This is a genomic window from Chryseobacterium sp. 6424 (assembly GCF_003692615.1).
Classification (GTDB): Bacteria; Bacteroidota; Bacteroidia; order Flavobacteriales; family Weeksellaceae; genus Kaistella.
The window spans coordinates 1703929-1721256 of record NZ_CP023540.1; the positions used below are offsets into that span (position 1 = coordinate 1703929).

12 protein-coding genes and 1 pseudogene are annotated in these 17328 nt (G+C 42.7%); 4 read left to right on the forward strand and 9 right to left on the reverse strand.

The window, feature by feature from the left end; translation table 11 throughout:
* Positions 1-85: 85 nt before the first annotated feature.
* Positions 86-928 (reverse strand): T9SS type A sorting domain-containing protein, encoded by an 843-nt coding sequence (locus tag CO230_RS07885; protein ID WP_122028100.1) that lies wholly within the window; start codon positions 926-928, stop codon positions 86-88.
* A gap of 148 nt (positions 929-1076) precedes the next feature.
* Here CO230_RS07885 and CO230_RS07890 point away from each other — a divergent pair, with 148 nt between their 5' ends.
* Positions 1077-4313: a hypothetical protein gene (locus tag CO230_RS07890; protein ID WP_228438088.1), complete on the forward strand. Its 3237-nt coding sequence runs from the start codon at positions 1077-1079 to the stop codon at positions 4311-4313.
* Between the two features lie 16 nt (positions 4314-4329).
* Here CO230_RS07890 and CO230_RS07895 read toward each other — a convergent pair whose 3' ends face one another.
* On the reverse strand, positions 4330-5526 hold the full coding sequence (locus CO230_RS07895; RefSeq protein ID WP_122028930.1) for an exo-beta-N-acetylmuramidase NamZ domain-containing protein: 1197 nt from the start codon (positions 5524-5526) through the stop codon (positions 4330-4332).
* 4 nt (positions 5527-5530) lie between these two features.
* Here CO230_RS07895 and CO230_RS07900 point away from each other — a divergent pair, with 4 nt between their 5' ends.
* Entirely contained in the window at positions 5531-6760 is a 1230-nt protein-coding gene (locus CO230_RS07900) for an ABC transporter permease (RefSeq protein WP_122028101.1), read from the forward strand.
* An 18-nt stretch (positions 6761-6778) separates the two neighbouring features.
* Positions 6779-7759, forward strand: a complete 981-nt coding sequence (locus CO230_RS07905; protein ID WP_122028102.1) for a PLP-dependent cysteine synthase family protein — start codon at positions 6779-6781, stop codon at positions 7757-7759.
* Between the two features lie 125 nt (positions 7760-7884).
* Here the strand turns inward: CO230_RS07905 and CO230_RS07910 are convergent, their stop codons facing one another.
* The 5 genes from CO230_RS07910 to CO230_RS07930 all read right to left on the reverse strand — a co-directional run bounded on the left by CO230_RS07910 (position 7885) and on the right by CO230_RS07930 (position 13637).
* Positions 7885-9168: a glycosyl transferase family 1 gene (locus CO230_RS07910; RefSeq protein WP_122028931.1), complete on the reverse strand. Its 1284-nt coding sequence runs from the start codon at positions 9166-9168 to the stop codon at positions 7885-7887.
* Positions 9169-9172: 4 nt separating this feature from the next.
* A complete protein-coding gene (locus CO230_RS07915) occupies positions 9173-11722 on the reverse strand; it encodes a YfhO family protein (RefSeq protein ID WP_122028103.1) in 2550 nt (849 codons plus the stop codon).
* A 50-nt stretch (positions 11723-11772) separates the two neighbouring features.
* On the reverse strand, positions 11773-11994 hold the full coding sequence (locus tag CO230_RS07920; RefSeq protein WP_122028104.1) for a hypothetical protein: 222 nt from the start codon (positions 11992-11994) through the stop codon (positions 11773-11775).
* A gap of 16 nt (positions 11995-12010) precedes the next feature.
* Entirely contained in the window at positions 12011-13066 is a 1056-nt protein-coding gene (locus CO230_RS07925) for a DUF6263 family protein (protein ID WP_122028105.1), read from the reverse strand.
* A gap of 121 nt (positions 13067-13187) precedes the next feature.
* Positions 13188-13637 carry a copper resistance protein CopD gene (locus CO230_RS07930; protein ID WP_122028106.1) on the reverse strand — a complete coding sequence of 150 codons (450 nt, stop codon included), beginning with the start codon at positions 13635-13637 and terminating at the stop codon, positions 13188-13190.
* Between the two features lie 90 nt (positions 13638-13727).
* Here CO230_RS07930 and CO230_RS07935 point away from each other — a divergent pair, with 90 nt between their 5' ends.
* Positions 13728-15743: a M3 family metallopeptidase gene (locus CO230_RS07935; RefSeq protein WP_122028107.1), complete on the forward strand. Its 2016-nt coding sequence runs from the start codon at positions 13728-13730 to the stop codon at positions 15741-15743.
* A 42-nt stretch (positions 15744-15785) separates the two neighbouring features.
* Here CO230_RS07935 and CO230_RS07940 read toward each other — a convergent pair.
* Both CO230_RS07940 and panD read right to left on the reverse strand, forming a co-directional pair.
* Positions 15786-16819: pseudogene (locus CO230_RS07940) on the reverse strand (lysylphosphatidylglycerol synthase transmembrane domain-containing protein).
* Positions 16820-16840: 21 nt separating this feature from the next.
* On the reverse strand, positions 16841-17191 hold the full coding sequence (panD, locus tag CO230_RS07945; protein ID WP_122028108.1) for an aspartate 1-decarboxylase: 351 nt from the start codon (positions 17189-17191) through the stop codon (positions 16841-16843).
* Positions 17192-17328 lie beyond the last annotated feature (137 nt).

Consider the following 17328-nt stretch of genomic DNA (forward strand, 5'->3'; position numbering starts at 1 on the left):
TAAAGATTAGAAACAGTGGCGAACCTGTCGCCAACAAAAAAACCGCTTTCTTTTGAAAGCGGTTTTGTACCTATTGATAAGCTGATTATTGTTTGATGATTTTTTGTGAAACAGTTTGTCCGTTTACATCACCAGTGATGATATACATTCCTTTGTTTAAAGAAGATACATCAAGGCTTGTCCCCTCTGTTACTGCTGCTGACTTTACTACTTGTCCGTTTGCATTAACGATGTTCACGTTTGCTTTTGCACCAAAAACTATGGCATTATTAACAATCGTATTTTTCACAAGTTTTACTTTAGATCCATTTACGTCAGATACTGATAAATTAGAATCATCAACATTACCAGTAATGACCACATCATCAACGCTAAAGGTACCGGTTGTTGCTTCAGCACCATAGAAATAAAAACGGAAAGTTACAGCACCTGCTTGATTTGTAATGGCAGGCGTAACAGTAGAACCATTTTGGCCAGTACTGATGTCATTTACATAATGAAACTGGTTTGTTGGCACTACCTCCAATTCTGCATTTGCAGGAACAATACTTGCAGGAAGGTTAGCTGCATAACCGTCAACGCTTGATCTTACTGCATAATATCTTGGTCCGGTCCCAGATCTTTGTGCACGGAAAGTAATAGAAGATACATCTAAATAATATCCAGCAGCTGGCGTCACTGTAACCTGCAAATATTTGCTGGTATCAAGCACACCCGCAGTTGGAGCACCTTCATGAGTAAATCTATTTCCAGTAGCAGTTTGGGTATACCCTACCGATGTAAAGGCAGAAGCCGTATAGTTAGAACCCGTAGTTACCGCTGTTGTAACAGGAGGAGTTCCCGCGAAAGCATACGTTGCTGTGAAAGCCTGTGCGCTAACTGTAGCAGAGACAGCAATTGCTGCCAATAAAGAATAGAATTTTTTCATAACTGAAATTTTTAAATTAATAATTTATTTCTCAAAATTACAAATAATTTTAGAAATCGCATAACAATGATGTTAAATTACCGTTAAATTTGCACCCACGTTTACAAAGGTCTGTTAGAAATTACTGTGGCACTTTGCATTAATCACCTTGAACCGAAATTTACTTTTTCTTGTCTGTCTCTTCTCTGCCTGGTGTTCTATAAATGCCCAGATATTTGAATGGCAAAACCCTAACCTGCGCGATTCGGTTCGTCATCAGCAAGATTCTGTTTTGGCCGCCAAAATAAATACCGAACTCTTTAGCCGAGACACTTTAGATTTTGTACGCACACCCGGCCGCATCGTGGTAGATGAAGGCATTCTGGTTAAAAATCCGCGTGCGAAAATTCTGGGGGATCTCAATTCTAAAGGATCTATCGTGCGTGGGATTACTTTTGGCAATAACCAGGGACAAAGCGTACAAAGCTCAATGGATTTACAGATCACCGGTAAACTGTCGAAGGATGTATCGGTTTTGGCTTCCATTTCAGATCATAATTTACCCATTCAGGCCGATGGTTACACGCAAACGCTGGAAGAATTTGATAAGATCTATATACAGCTGAATATCAAAGACCAATCCGTACTACGCGCCGGCCATCTGGATCTTTTAGATGAAAATACGTTCTTCGGCCGCTACCAGCGCAGAAGCATGGGGTTGCAATACCACACTTTGTTCGGACAAGACCACAAAACTTATATAGATGTTTCCGCAGGTGTCGCCCGAAGCGAGTTCCACAGGGTACGTTTTCAGGGAATTGAGGGCAACCAGGGTCCTTACCGCCTCAATGGTAAAAACGGCGAGCAGTTCATTACCATCATTTCCGGCTCTGAGCAAGTGTATATTGACGGAATTTTGATGAAACGTGGTGAAAACCAAGATTATACCATTAATTATAACACCGGTGAAGTCACTTTCACCAGTTACAGACCAATATTTAAACAAAACAACATTAATATTTCCTACAATTACACGAACAGAAATTATACCCGTTTTTTGGTCACAGGCGGACTTCGACATGAGCGTGCGAAAGCGAGATACGGCTTCAGCTGGTTTATGGAAAACGACAATAGAAACGCACCGCTTTCCCTTAATCTAAGCAAAGAAGAAGAGCAGATCCTGGCAGCTGCGGGCAACAATCCCGACCTGATGTACGCGCCAAGCGGAACGGTGGCGGAATATGATGTGAATAAAATTCTTTACCAACGCATTGAAAATATAAACGGTCATTATTACGAATTCTCTACCGACCAAAACCAAACGCTGTATCAGGTGGCTTTTACCTATTTTGGTGAAAACATGGGTGATTACCGACTGAAACAGACCACCAATAATGGCCGCGTCTTTGAATATGCAGGGCCAAATATGGGCAACTATAAGGCAGTCCGTAAGTTACCAGCGCCGCAAAAAACGCAGGTTTTCTCCGCCAACTCCGAATTTTTGCTTAAAGAAGGGAAAATTGGCGCGGATGTTTCGCTCAGCAATTTCGATATCAATCTTTTCTCGTCTAAAGATGCTGATGAAAACATTGGTTATGCCGGCCGTATCTTTGGTTATAAAACCTTTACCAGCCGTAACTGGCGCGGCACGCCAGCTTTTGAATATCAACACATCAATTCGCGTTTTCATATTCTCGACCGCATCAATGAAGTTGATTTTTCACGGGATTTCAATTTGCCGCAAGAGTTTAACCAGATCACCCAAAACCGGCTGATTTTCAGTTTCCTGAATCAGTGGAATAACAAATCTTTCGTTAATTATAAAATGAATTATCTGGATGAGCAGCGAAATTATACGGGCTTTAAAAACGAGTTTGATTTTGGCTGGTTTCGTGGTAAGTTCACCACCAAAGGAAACATTTCTTATCTTGATACGAAGGGCGTGGTGCAGGACACCAAATTTGCACGGGGCAACGTAACGTCTGCGTATCAGACGCGCAAAGGCAACTGGGCGATCGGCGCTGCGATGGAGCATAATGTTAAAAATTTCCGTGAGATCAATCAGCTGGATGTCACCAGTTTCAGTTGGAAAGAAATCTTCATTGAGAAAAAAATAGCAGATTCGGCACGCACCAAATTTTTAACGAGAATGTATTTCCGTGATAACGATTCGGTACGTAATAATTCGCTTACAGATATGAACCATATTATAGGAATCGTAGCCGAAAGCCAATTAATAAAGACCGAAAAAACCACGCTGAACGCGCTTGTGCATTACCGGAAATTCTTTTATCAGCAACAAGATTTGGCCCATCAGTTTAACCAGGATTTTGTGGTGGGAAACATTTTGTACAATCAGCAATTGTTCCGTAACGGCATGCGTTTACAGGCATTTTATGAACTCGGGAACGGCCAGGAAGCGCAGCGCGAATTTCAGTACCTGAAAGTAACGGATGGGCAGGGAATCTATAAATGGACGGATTATAACAATGACGGCATACAACAGATCGATGAATTTGAAACCGCTGAATATACCGATTTGGCGCAATACATCAGGGTTTATACCAATACCGTTAATTATTTACCCTCTAATAAAAACAAACTGCAGCTGGCACTTTTCATAAATCCTTCGGTCATATTCAATTCTGAAAATAAGTTCCTTAAACGATGGAATTTTAATATTTCTGTCAATTCGCAGAATTCATTTTTCAAAAAAGACCGAATCTTGGTTTTGAATCCATTTGAAAAAAATGAAGATCAGATCCTGAAAAACCAAAACATCCTGGCTTCAGCACAGTTTAACCCAACAGATCAATCGGGCTGGCAGAGCAGCTATCGGTTTATCGACAATCAAAACCTAATCAACGCCAATTTCAGTAATGAAGAGCGCTCACAGCAGTCTCACTTCCTTAATGTGGGCTATTGGTTCAGCAAAGATTTACGTGTGGATTGGGAAAATGCGGTGCACCATATCGAAAATGCCTCAAAGCTTTTCAGTTCCCGCGATTATACACTGAACAATCTCGAAACCCGCCCGAAAGTCATATATAAATTCACGCAGGCTTTGCAGGCAGAATTTTCGTCGGCGTTTCGACAAAAAAGCAGAACGGACGGCGAAGAGTTCCTTAAAACAATGGATTTAAGCGGCAGTTTGCAGTGGGATTATAAGAAAACGTCGGTACGTGGCAACTTTTCGTTTATCAATAATGATTTTACGGGCAACAGTTTTTCCATTGTCGGCAACCAGATGCTCGATGGTCTGAAACCGGGGAAGAACCAGGTTTGGTCGCTGTTTTTACAGCAAAGTCTCAATTCATTCATTCAGCTGAATGTGAATTATGAAGGCCGAAATTCCGGCGAGCGCACCATCCACATCGGATCGATGCAGGTGAGAGCCAGTTTCTAGACCTCTAATTTTTACATTAATCTGGGTAGATTACGTATTTTGCCCGGATTTTCTCGAAAGATGCCAGATCTTTTTGCCAGGATTTTTTAATTTCCTTGGCAGATTTCCCTGCGATCATTTGTTTTCGGAGTTCATCCGAACCGGCAAGTTTATCAAAAAACAGATTCTTTAAAAAGAAATCCTGCGTAGGATTTTTATAATTTTTGTAAGCTTTCAGCAGCCATTCAATATTCAGGCTTCGTAATTCTCCCTGATTATCGGAAAGGTTTTCGCCATAACATAATTGACCGTTGAGGAAAGGATCTTTCGCGCCGTAGTTGGGTTTTGGCGTAAACTTGTAGGGCAAATCTTTTGTCCACGGACTACCGTAGATCTGGAAAGGGAGCGGTGTCCCACGTCCTACGGAAACCTGGGTGCCTTCAAAAAAACATAAACTCGGGTACAGATTTATTGACTGGTCATTCGGTAAATTAGGCGAAGGCTTATCCGACACGCCGTACCGTTTTGTCTTGTGATAATTCTGCATCGGAATTAAGGTATATTTCGCCTGTACACCGTTCTTCAGCCACTTTTCACCGTTCACCATTTTTCCGTATTCGCCAATTGTAAGCCCATACACGACAGGGACCGGATGCATCCCTACAAAACTCGTCCAGCGTTGCTTTAGTACAGGCCCATCAATATAACCGTCGTGCGGATTCGGGCGGTCAAGCACCATCACTTCTACCCCGTTTTCGGCCGCGGCTTCCATCACATATGTCAAGGTCGAAATATAGGTATAAAACCGAACGCCAACATCCTGAATATCAAACAAAATGATATCAACATCCTTCAGTTGTGTTGCCTTCGGCTTTTTGTTGGCTCCGTACAATGAGATGATGGGAATGCCTGTTTTGGCATCGGTACCGTTTTTTACATGTTCGCCTGCATCGGCATCACCACGAAAACCATGTTCCGGCGCGAAAATGGATTTGATGCTTATGTTCTCTGAAATCAGAAAATCCACGAGAAACGTACGGTCGGCCCGCAAACCTGTCTGGTTGGTCACTACAGCGATGGTTTTTCCTTTCAGCAAAGGCAAATACAGTTCGTGACGATCGGCTCCTGTTTTAAAACCATTATAATCAATGTCTTGCGCATAATTCAATTGGTAAAACCCGAAATAAATTAGCACAATCAACAGTAAATCTTTAATTTTGGCGATTAAATCCATCGGTTTGAAATTTCCGTTATATTTTTCTAAAAAAATAGCATTTTCCAAAGATAATAAAAATAACCTCTCAAGGATTATTGTCTTTATCGGTCGGCTTTCGGTAGCCCTTGGCGTTATTGTTTCGCTGATTACGGTTTCCACAGGTTTGGGATCGAAAAGGGCTATAAAAGAACGAATGGCGGATTTTTCGGGGCACATCTCCATTAAATCCAAACAGTCGAATAATTCTTATAACTCATCGGTGCTTCAGACAGAAGGTCTTCAGCTCGCGAAAATAAAGGATATACCAGCAGTCGCAGGCACACAGAAATTTGTTTCCGTAAGCGGGATTATGCGCAATGAGCACAATTTTGCAGGCATTATCTTTAAAGGTGTCGGGAAGGATTTTGACAGTGAACGCTTCAAGAAATTTTTAATTAAGGGAAACACGCCAAAAATTACAGAAGATGGTTATAACAACAGCATCTGTATTTCCGAAAAAATAGCAAAAGACCTTCATTTGGGCGTGAAGGACAGCATTGTCGCAGTGTTTTCCAAGGAAAGCCAAAGTCCGCTGTACCGGAAGTTCGAGGTTGTGGGAATCTATAAAACGGACATCAAGATGATTGATGACCTTTTTGTAATTGGTGACATCAACCATGCCCGGAAAATACAGGGGATGCAGAAAGGAGAATCGGGCGGCATTGATGTTTTCTTGAAAAACATTGATAATATAGATGAAGAAACCCCCATGATCGACCGCCTGGCCGGCTACCAGAATTACACATTGAAAGCGACGGATGAATATCCGCAGATCATGGATTTTATCGCCATTTTCGATACCAACATCGTACTCATCATCAGCATCATGCTGATTGTAGTCATCATTAACATTGTGATGGTGTTGCTCATTTTAATCATTGAAAGAACCAACTCCATCGGTATGCTGAAAACACTGGGCGCTACCAACCGGCAGATCCAGGCGATTTTCATCAATTACACCTTGTTGATCATGATTCCGGGACTGATTTTCGGGAACCTTATTGGTGTCAGCTTTTTATTATTACAGAAATACTTTGGCCTTATACAGCTGAATCCGGAAAATTATTACTTAAGCGTAGTACCGGTTGACCTTAACATTCTGCATATGGTAAGTATTTCTCTCGGGATTCTGCTGGTGGCGGCGATAGCACTGATTCTCCCCAGCTATCTGATCAGTAAAATTTCTCCCGTAAAATCCATTAAATATACTTAGAATAATATATCAACATTTATGAAATATTCAAATAACATATTAGAAACCATCGGTAACACGCCGCTTGTAAAACTCAACAAAGTACTGGGCGACGACTTCCCTGCGCTGGTACTTGCCAAAGTAGAAACCTTTAATCCCGGTAATTCCGTAAAAGACCGTATGGCATTGAAAATGATTGAAGATGCCGAAAAAGACGGCCGACTGAAACCCGGCGGTACCATTATCGAAGGAACTTCGGGCAATACAGGGATGGGCCTTGCGCTCGCCGCTATCGTAAAAGGCTACAAATGTATTTTCGTCACCAACTCTAAACAGTCCAAAGAAAAATGCGACATCCTGCGCGCTGTAGGTGCGGAAGTGATCGTTTGCCCCACCGATGTGAAGCCTACAGACCCACGGTCTTACTATAGTGTATCTAAAAGGCTTGCCACTGAAACTGAAAACGGCTGGTACGTCAACCAATACGATAACCTTTCGAACCGAACCGCGCATTACGAATCTACCGCTCCGGAAATCTGGGAACAAACCGAGGGTAAACTCACCCATTTCGTAGTAGGTGCCGGCACGGGAGGAACTATCTCGGGTTGTGGTAAATTCTTCAAAGAAAAAAATGCGGATATTAAAGTGATTGGGGTAGATACCTATGGTTCTATTTTAAAGGAGTTTCACGAAACCGGCGAACTTCACTATGACCACGCCTACACCTATATCACAGAAGGCATTGGTGAGGACATCATCCCGGAAAACTATGATATGTCGCTGATTGATCATTTTGAAAAGGTAACCGATAAGGACGGGGCCATTTATGCAAGAAAACTGGCCAAAGAAGAAGGTATTTTCTGTGGTTATTCTGCCGGAAGCGCCATCTCAGCGCTGGTACAGATGAAAGATCAGTTTACCAAAGATGACATCATCGTCGTACTTTTACACGACCACGGTTCGCGTTACGTAGGGAAAATCTATAACGATGAATGGATGAAGGAAATGGGTTGGTTGTAACAACTCATTTTATGTACGAAAAAGAGCAAAATATTATTTTGCTCTTTTTTTGTGTTATAGTTTATAACCTTCAGTTCTTATCTTGGGGCGGCGGCTTCGCCGCCGCCCCAAGATAAGCATCTACCTCACGCCAGCAGCCTGCTGAGTTCAGCCGTCAGGTTTTTCCTCGAAAAACGCTCGATATTAGCGCTGGGTCTTTTTGGTTTCCCACTTTTCCAGTGGAGGTATTGCGTGAGGATAAAATCTTTTAGCGGACCTGCATTTGTATAGGTAAAGTGCATCCCTGCCTGCGTTTCAGCCAATATTTTCTGTACATCACTTTCGGCGGGACCAAAAGACAGAATCTGATTTCCACTTGCAAGGTATTCAAAGATTTTTCCAGGGATAATGCCTTTCGACTGTGGTTCCGGGAAATTGGTAATCAATAATAAATGTGCCGATTGCATGGCTTCATTAGCAGCGGCGTGTGGCAAATAACCAGAATATTCCACATGATTTCCCAATGCAGAATTTTCAATATCAAGCAGAATTTTATCATCAACCCTGCCAACAAATTTTAATTTGAAGTCATTAGAAAAACCACTGTTCTCGGCTAACAATTCATTTAAAACCTGCCACAGGATTACCGGATTCCTAAGTTGCTCAAGCACACCTATATAGCTCAGTGTAAACTTCTCACTAGGGGCTTCAATGCTTTCTGTAGCACCATCGAAACCGTTGGTAATACAAAACACGTTTGCCCCTTTCTGCCGGAAATTTTCAGCGTCAGCATAGCTGGTCGCCAAGGTAATGTCGGCATTTTCGAAAACTTGCTGCTCTAATTGGTGGTGTTTACGGTCAGATTTTTTGGTAAGTTTCAGGTGTTTATAATACGAGATATCGGTCCAGGGATCACGGAAATCCGCCACCCACTTCAGCTTCGGAAAAATCTTTTTTAATTCTAACCCAATTAAATGCACAGAATGTGGCGGGCCTGTGGTCACCAACGCATCGAAATGATTATTCTGAAGATAATTCTTAAGATATTTCACAGAAGGCTTCACCCAAAAAACACGTGCGTCTGGAATGAAAAAATTGCCTCGAACCCAAATAGATAGTTTCGATTTCCAGTTTTGGTTTTTACCGACATCAAACTGGCCGGCCTTGAATTTCTTGTTGTCTTTTCCGAAAAGTTCAGCAATTTGATAAGGCTCCCAGATTTTGGTCCTGATAACACGCAAATCTGCGGAAACTTCTTTTTGCAGGGATTCATCTACAATCGGATAACTTGGGTTTTCTGGAACGAAAACCGTGGGTACCCAACCGAAATCGGGCAGATATTTAACAAATTTTAGCCACCGCTGTACACCAGGCCCTCCCGCCGGTGGCCAATAGTAACTGATGATTAATATTTTTTTTGGTGAATCCATCCGATTATGCGGTAACTTCATTTTGTTTGGAGCGGCGGTAGAGGTAAACCAATCCAAAAACACTCAGCAATATAAACACTGCGAAACAGATGAAGGAGATGATTTTACCGGTCTGGATCACCGCTGGCTCGAATATCATTGACAGGGTGTGCTTGCCCGCAGGTACATGCACCGCACGCAGAAGATAATTGACCTTGAGGTAAGGAACTTCTTTCCCATCCAACATCATCTTCCAGCCTTTTGGGTAATACATTTCTGAAAAGACAGCCAATTGCGGTGCGCGGGACTGTATACTGTATTCCAGTTTATTAGGTTGATATTTGGTTAACTGTATGCTTGCCGCAACATCAGATGCCAAAGACTTCCCGTTAAAATAATCCTTATCCTCTGCAGAAACAATCGCTACTTTCTTAGTATCCACCTCACCGATTTGCAGAAGTTCTTCATTAGGGGTATCCACAAACTTTACCTGTGACACGAACCATGCGTTGCCGTTATTCTCGGGGTTCATCACAGTCTGCGGATTTTCTGTATCACCAAAGATCATGTATTTGGTATTGAGCATATTCAGGATGCGCGGCACCTTCACAGTATCCATTTTACTGAAGTAGGCGTTAATAAGATCATCATACCGGCGAAGCTTCACGGCGTGATAACCACCCACCGATGCTTTGAAATAAGACGTGTTGGTCTCGCTGAACGTCCCCAGCACCTGGTTGTAGATCCGATAATGCGTCTGGTCTTTTTCAGCGATGGTTTCTAAAGTTTTATTTACAGCCGCGTTTTGCAAAAGTGTCTGTAGGTTTTGGTTATCACCTACTTTATGCATCAGCAAATCTGAGTTTTCCGTCTGGAATGGGTTATCCGTAAAGGTTTTGTCGATGAAGTTATCACTGTTCAGATAGCGCTTGTTCACACTCCAAAGGTCGAAGAGACTTACGGCCCCGATTATCAGAAGCGCAATGTTTTGATTCAGTTTATTTTTAAGACCGAGATACAGCACCGTTGCGGTGATCCCCACATACATTATGGCTTTGATGGCATCAGCCCGGAACATGCTGAATCTTTCATCAACCAGAAAATCAAGCAGATATGGCGGAAGATACGTTTTCTCCTGATCGGTATGGAATCCTAAAATCCCTTTCCCGAATAACAGAAGCAGAAAAGTGATCCCTAAAACCGTGGCACTTACATAAATAAGTATTTTCTTCTTATCATCTTCACGGGAAGCATCTGCCTCCGTTTTGTTATTGTCATTGAAGAAGTAATAAAGTCCGATGACAGCGATGAGCGGGAATAAGAGTTCTGCCACGACTAATATTGAACTTGGCGCACGGAACTTATTGTAAAACGGAACCAAATCAATGAAAAAGTCTGATAAAACCATAAAATTACTTCCCCATGCCAACATGATGGTGAGCGTAGAAGCCCCCAAAATCCAGTAACGGAATTTTTTCGGCGCGAAAAAGAAGCCTAGCAACGCTAAAAAGCAAACCACCGCACCCTGATAAGCTGGCCCTGAAGTCCCCGGTTGTTCGCCCCAATAGGTTAGCGAGCCAAGCCCCTGGCCAATGCGGTCTAATTCTTCCTGTGAACTGACGTTAGCCTGTACCAGTTCTTGGATTTTACCCATCATTTGTTCGGAGCCTTTTTCGTTACTGGCGCCACCCATCAGTCGGGGTATAAAAAGATTGAAGGTTTCGAGTTTGCCGTAACTCCACATCAACATGCTTTCTTTATCCATGCCGGATTTGCCGGAAGTGTGGCTTTCATTATTCAGGATCTGTTTGCCGCGCACGGTCTCAGTCACATATTCAGCATTGGCCATCAACCTTTGTGAATTCATGCCGATGCCAAGTAAAAAGGCCAGCGCCAGAATCCCTGATGAAATGCCGAAATGCCGCCAAGTCGTCCTTCCTTTTGCTGCCCGAACCAGTTCTGAGACGAACAAGAAAGCCAGCGCAATAAAGAGGTAATAGGTCATCTGCGGATGGTTTGCCGCAATCTGAAGCCCCATGAATAAAGCGGTTACTATAAACCCAATAATGTATTTTTTCCGGATGTAGACCAGAAGAATCCCTGCCAGCAAAGGTGCAAAGTAAGCCACTGTGTGTATTTTACCGTTGTGCCCTGCCGCCAGCGCAATATAAAAATAGGTGGAAAGCCCGAAAAAAGTAGCACCAAGCAGTGCATACTTCCAGTCACGGACGGCTACAATGCCTAAAAGGTAAAACCCAGCAAAGAGCAGGAAGATGTAATTGGCCGGTTTGGGCAAAAAGTTCAGGATATCATCAATCTTTTTAATGACATCACCCCGGAACTGCGCGCCCATCTGATAAGTGGGCATCCCACCGAACATAGAGTTGCTCCAGTAGGTTTCTTCACCGTTTTGCGCGCGGTAGTCCAGCAGTTCTTTTGCACCACCTTTGTACTGTACGATATCATGCTGATAAAGCTGCTTGCCTATAAGCACAGGGTGCGCGTATAGAAGTGCGATAACCACAAAGGCAACCAAGCTGCCGATGATGATGAGGGTTATTCTGTTTTTTGCCATGTTTGGTGTATTAAAAACCCTTTAAAATTAAATTAAAAAGGGCTGTTGATTTATCTGTGGTCTTTGTTTTCCTTCACTTCCTCATACTCCACTGTTTCGGCATCCCAGTTTAGTTTGGGATCTTTTGAGGCTTTGGTTTTGCTTTGGTTCGGTCTGGGGCCATTGGGTGGTTTTGGAAACCGGTAAAAAGCGGTGAAAAACAATCTTTTTAGAATATTCCAAAGGAAGAAAATGATAATGACCGTGAGGATTATTTCTAAAATATATTTCATTTGCTGAAGTTATAATTTATTTATTTGGATTAACGACGACCGTAGACTTAGAGGCGCTTTTCATGCTCTGCGACTGTTTACCATCAGAGAGGGTTTCGGTTTGCAGCGTATTTACAGCGATGTTCTGGTTCTTGATCCAACCGGTATTTTGGTCCAGTAATATGGTACCGCTCTGCGTCAGTTCAGAACTTAGGCTTCGGGTAATGCCTTCCTGTGTTTTCTTGTCCGATTTTTTAGGAATCCCGCCTGTCACATCAATGGTTACCAAACCGTTAGCTACATTCTTGAGCGTGTAATGAGTAGTGATCTTTATTTTACCATCAGCACTGGCATTCTCCGTGCGGGTCCATTTTTCGCCCAATTTCACACCTTTTGCCGGAATCAGCAGTAAATTTTTTGTAAACTGATCTTTCAGGATTTTCTCGTTAAAACTTTGCTTAAAGCTTTCGTTAAAAGCTTTTTTCTGCGCGGCTTCCTTCAATACGCTTCCCACTGAAGCCGTTACTTTGGCATACACCGGATCGAAACCGGTAATCGACATCACCTCACCGGATTCCTTCATTTTCAATGAAAGTTTATTGCCTACCAAGGCTTTGTTGACCTTCCACATCATTTTCAGCTGTTCTTCTTTCGGTTCGGCGAGTTTGGTATCGACTATGATGCTTTTTCCGTTGGCCGACTGTGCGTTTCGTTTGCTTAGCAGATTAATTGTAATATCGTAAACCCCGTTCTCGAATTTATTTACGGTAAAGGTCATTTCATCGGTACTTTCAGTAGTTCCGCTCTGCATTTTACCATCGGGCGCAGTCATGGTCTGCACATCTTTCTGATACGTGATGAGTGGGTAAGTTTCACCAACTTTCAGTTTGAAAGATTGGGTATAGACCCCTAAGGAATCTTTAATGGCGGGATTTTGCACGGCGGCATCGGCAGCAATACCAGCGTCTTCTGCGGGCACTTCTACGGTAATGGTCTTGCCGGTTTCAGGATCTGTTTTAGTTACGGTTTTGGTTTCTTTGTTACAAGCTACCAAGGCTATAGACAGCAGCGCAATCGCTGTAATTTTTCTCATGCAGTAATTCTTAATTATTAATCACCCGTTTTTTTCGGTGACAGGGCAAATTTAAGGTAATTATTTTTGATGATTTTATGTAAGAGAGTTTTTTTTAAGAGTAGAACCAGCCGAAAAGCCATCAGAAGTTCAGTCCGCCGTATCGTACAAAACTGCCGAGAACAAGCATGGCCACGCCCAATAATGTAACGCTTATGATATGAAACGCCATTACCGGAAGTAGCTTGGGTGAAAGTTTAGGAAGCACAAAAATGTTGGCGCTTAAGGCAAATAATACAGTCGTGAACAGTAACAGCAGTTTCAGCGACACCACAGTTTCTATCGGATTACTGAACGAAAACCAGTGAGAAACGCCTACACCAAAGTTCAGCGCCATCCATACGCCAGAAACAACCATTATAATAAGTGCCGGAATCCCGATCTTTTCATATTTTCTTTCGAAATTCAACAGGATTTCTGGGGATTGCTTCCTCAGTACTTCAGGTAAGATCGCAATGGAAAGGATCAGGTGGCCGCCAACCCAGATGGCAGCGCCCAACAGATGAAGGATAAGCAATAAATGGTGTGGCATCGGTCCGCGTTTATGTCTTAACAAATATAAAGTTAAAAATTGAGTAAATTTACCCTTTGAAATCAATTCTCGCAGACAAACACAACCTATATGCAAAATCCACTGTTACAAAACTTTTCGGCAAAACATCACGCAGCGCCCTTTCGGGAAATAAAAGAAGTACATTTTCTGCCCGCATTCAAAGCGCTTATCGAAGCTTCTGAAACAGAAATCAATAACATCGTCAACAATCCCGAGCCGCCTACTTTTGAAAACACCATCGAAGCGCTGGCCTATTCAGGGCAACAACTCGATATCGCCTCCAGCATATTCTTCAACCTAAATTCTGCTGAAACCAATGATGAAATACAGAAAATCGCCCAGGAAGTTTCGCCGATGCTGACTGAATTCTCAGCAAAAATCTCCCAAAACGAACAACTGTTCGCAAGGATTAAAAAAGTTTATGACGATAGCCAACAATATACTTTAGATACCGAACAGCAAACGCTGCTTACCGAAACCTATAAAGGATTTGTACGAAGCGGCGCATTGCTAAATGAAAAAGACAAAGCCAGATTTAAGGAAATCAGCATTGAACTCTCGAAAAAATCACTTCAGTTCGGGCAAAATGTATTGGCAGAAACCAATCACTATTTCAAACATATCACTGATGAAAAAGAACTTGCCGGCATACCCTCCGCGGTTCTGCAGCAGTACCGCGAAGAAGCCAAGGAGCGCGGGCTTGAAGGTTTTGTGATTACGCTGCAATACCCCAGCTACATCCCGCTGATGACCTACGCTGAAAACAGGGGATTACGCCGGGAAATCGCTTTGGCCAACGGTAAAAAGGCTTTCCAGCAGAATGAGTATGATAACCAGCATCTTATCCGCGAAATCATCACCCTAAAACAGGAAAAAGCCAAACTTTTAGGTTATCACACGTACGCGGATTTTGTTTTAGAAGAAAGAATGGCAAAATCTCCCGAGAAAGTCACTGCTTTTTTACATGAACTGCTTGTGAAGGCAACTCCATACGCCACACAGGAAATCGAGGAACTGAAATCCCTTGCCGCCGCCGACGGAATTGTGGACATGCAAAGCTACGACCATGCTTTTTACGCTGAAAAACTCAGGAAAGCCAAATTCGATATCGATGATGAAGAACTGAAACCTTATTTTCAGCTCGAAAAAGTTCAGGACGCGGTGTTTGGTCTGGCAGAAAAGCTCTTCGGTTTACATTTTAAAGAAACCGATGAAGTGCAAAAATATCACGATGAAGTAAAAACCTACGAAATCACTGAAAACGGGCAGTTCAAAGCGTTGCTGTATGCAGATTACTTCCCCAGGAAAGGCAAAAGAGCCGGTGCGTGGATGACCAGTTTCCGAAACCAGTATAAAAAAGACGGTGTGGATCATCGCCCGCACATATCAGTGGTGTGTAATTTCACTAAACCCACAGCCGATACCCCAAGCTTACTGACCTTCCAGGAGGTCACCACACTTTTTCATGAATTCGGGCACGCGCTACATGGCGTCTTGGCAGATACCGTTTACCCAAATCTTTCGGGTACGTCTGTAAAATGGGACTTTGTAGAACTTCCGTCACAATTTTTAGAGAATTTCTGTTACGAACCAGAGTTTCTTAAGACCTTTGCCAAGCACTACCAAACCAATGAAATCTTATCTGATGAAAAAATCCAGAAGATATCAGACTCGAAAAACTTTATGGAAGGTTACCAAACTTTAAGGCAGCTTGGCTTCGGATTGCTTGATATGGCATATCATACCCGCCCCGAGAAAGTTGAAGATATTAAAACCTTTGAGACAGAAGAGACCATAGCGACCAACCTGTACCCAACAAATCCAGAAACTGCTTTGAGTACAAGCTTTTCACACATCTTCCAAGGTGGTTATTCGGCAGGATATTATTCTTACAAATGGGCCGAAGTGCTGGATGCGGATGCTTTCCAATACTTTAAAGAAAACGGCATCTTCAACCCCGAAATCGCGGCGAAATATAAAAAACTGCTTTCATCGGGCGGCACCAAGGACCCGATGGAACTTTACAAAGACTTCCGCGGTAGCGAGCCGAAGGTGGAAAGTTTATTGAAAAGAGCTTTTGGATGATGAAAATATCTGCTTTGGTTTCCATAGCAGATATTTTTTTATTTAACTGATGTTTTTCCCGCGCGCCCGCGCCAGCACAGGCACCGAAATCATGCCCATCACCAACATAATGGCCAGTTGCATGGTATGTGAGATAAATGCGTAGGAAAGTCCGATCTCGCCACCCTCTTCCGGATTACGACCTGTGGATAGGAACAGTGCTGTGATGCCTAATTTAAGGGCGAAATGAAATGCCCCGATTCCTCCCGAAGCCGGCACCATCATGCCCAGAGTGCCTACTACGATAATAAAAAAACCGTCAGCAAATGTAAAGGCCGATGTTTCAGGCAAGGCAAAACATATCAGATAGGCCGCAAGGTAATAAGATACCCAAATCGCAAGGGTGAGCAGGGTAAATTTCAGTTTTTGCTTTAATTTGAATATAGACATTAGCCCCTGGAAGATGCCTTTGCCAAAATTGGCTACTTTTTGGTAAATGGGGAACTGCGCCAGTTTTTTCCTTAAAATAAAAAACACAATGGCCAGTATTACAAAACCTCCGAGGAACAGGTACATTTTATTGCTTGTTTCGGTTGTCGTATGCTTGTTCTGTTCTTGGGTTATATGCTGATAGAATGCGTAGATCGCGTCATATTTGAATATCAGGGTAAGCAATAAAAAACCGGCCATACAGATCAGGTCCACCACCCTTTCAAGAATAATGGTCCCGAAAGATTTGTCCACCGGTACTTTTTCAACGCTGAAAAGCGCGGTAGAGCGTGCCACTTCCCCACTTCGCGGAATGGTAAGGTTCATTAAATACCCGAAAGAGATGGTCCAAAACGCATTACTGTTCGATATCTGGTATCCCATCGGTTCCAGTAGCAGGTTCCATCGAACGGCCCGAAACCAATATGCCAAAATCCCAAACGCCGCGGCACCCCTACCCAGAGGTAATTGGCTTTGGCAAAATAGCCTGCAATCTTCTGGATTTCGATCCCTTTAAGTGCGAACCACATGAAAAGTGCCGCAACCACAAGGGAAACTAAAATGGTAAGAAAGGTTTTTAGCGGATTAGTTTTTTTATTTTCTTCCAACAGAAAAATTTTTAAAGATCGTTAAGTAAGGAGGTTGGTTCGCTCGTCCGGGAAGATGATTTTCGGCTGAAAGTCCTGGGCTTCTTCGGGGGTCATCTGTGCATAGGCAATGATGATGATGATATCGTCTTTCTGTACCCTGCGTGCTGCAGGGCCGTTCAGGCAGATCTCTCCGGATTTTCGTTTGCCTTTTATCGCGTAAGTGTCAAAGCGTTCGCCGTTGTTTACATTTACAATATATACCCGTTCGCCTACGACAATCCCCGAAGCTTCCAACAGGTCTTCATCTATGGTAATGCTCCCGATATAATTAAGATCCGATTCGGTAACGCGGACGCGGTGTATTTTTGATTTAAAAACTTCAATTAACATGGCGCAAATTTATATATTTTCTATCAGAACATCTTTAAAAAATTAATGGTATGATGATGATATATTTTAAGTAAATAAGAATTTATTTTTAAATTATTCGCAAAATTAAATCTTAAAAGGGTAAATATCGAAAACTG

Excerpts from the sequence above, each read along its gene's own strand:
- CO230_RS07885 (WP_122028100.1), bottom strand. The coding sequence starts at position 928 with ATGAAAAAATTCTATTCTTTATTGGCAGCAATTGCTGTCTCTGCTACA.
- CO230_RS07895 (WP_122028930.1), bottom strand. The coding sequence starts at position 5,526 with ATGGATTTAATCGCCAAAATTAAAGATTTACTGTTGATTGTGCTAATT.
- CO230_RS07905 (WP_122028102.1), top strand. The coding sequence starts at position 6,779 with ATGAAATATTCAAATAACATATTAGAAACCATCGGTAACACGCCGCTT.
- CO230_RS07910 (WP_122028931.1), bottom strand. The coding sequence starts at position 9,168 with ATGGATTCACCAAAAAAAATATTAATCATCAGTTACTATTGGCCACCG.
- CO230_RS07915 (WP_122028103.1), bottom strand. The coding sequence starts at position 11,722 with ATGGCAAAAAACAGAATAACCCTCATCATCATCGGCAGCTTGGTTGCC.
- CO230_RS07920 (WP_122028104.1), bottom strand. The coding sequence starts at position 11,994 with ATGAAATATATTTTAGAAATAATCCTCACGGTCATTATCATTTTCTTC.
- CO230_RS07925 (WP_122028105.1), bottom strand. The coding sequence starts at position 13,066 with ATGAGAAAAATTACAGCGATTGCGCTGCTGTCTATAGCCTTGGTAGCT.
- CO230_RS07930 (WP_122028106.1), bottom strand. The coding sequence starts at position 13,637 with ATGCCACACCATTTATTGCTTATCCTTCATCTGTTGGGCGCTGCCATC.
- CO230_RS07935 (WP_122028107.1), top strand. The coding sequence starts at position 13,728 with ATGCAAAATCCACTGTTACAAAACTTTTCGGCAAAACATCACGCAGCG.
- panD (WP_122028108.1), bottom strand. The coding sequence starts at position 17,191 with ATGTTAATTGAAGTTTTTAAATCAAAAATACACCGCGTCCGCGTTACC.